Origin of the sequence: Paraburkholderia sp. SIMBA_053, assembly GCF_046534895.1 — a bacterium.
In the GTDB taxonomy this organism is placed as follows: domain Bacteria; phylum Pseudomonadota; class Gammaproteobacteria; order Burkholderiales; family Burkholderiaceae; genus Paraburkholderia; species Paraburkholderia caledonica.
Window position 1 is genome coordinate 1 of sequence record NZ_JAWRXU010001158.1, and the last position, 255, is coordinate 255.

Sequence of the window (255 nt, forward strand, 5' to 3'; positions counted from 1 at the left end):
GGAAACGCCTGAACCGCGCGCTCAATACTGTCTTCTCTGAGTAAATGCAGAATCGGATACGGCGCGCGATTCGTGTAATTCTCAATGTCGTCGGGATCGGCGCCTTCGAACTGATACGACGGGTGAAAACTCGCAATCTGGATAATGCCTTCGAGCCGAAGCTGCTTCAGCATTCTTTCGGCGAAGAATAGCGCGTCGTTGTAATCGAGAAAATCGCCTAGCGCTTGAGGCAGGATTAACAGCGTCGTGTCCACG

General features: G+C 52.5%; 1 protein-coding gene. It reads right to left on the reverse strand.

Going from position 1 to position 255, the window contains the following annotated elements:
- Positions 1-255 (reverse strand): DUF1415 family protein (locus tag SB753_RS39285; RefSeq protein WP_410805451.1); only part of this gene is annotated, 255 nt, incomplete at both ends.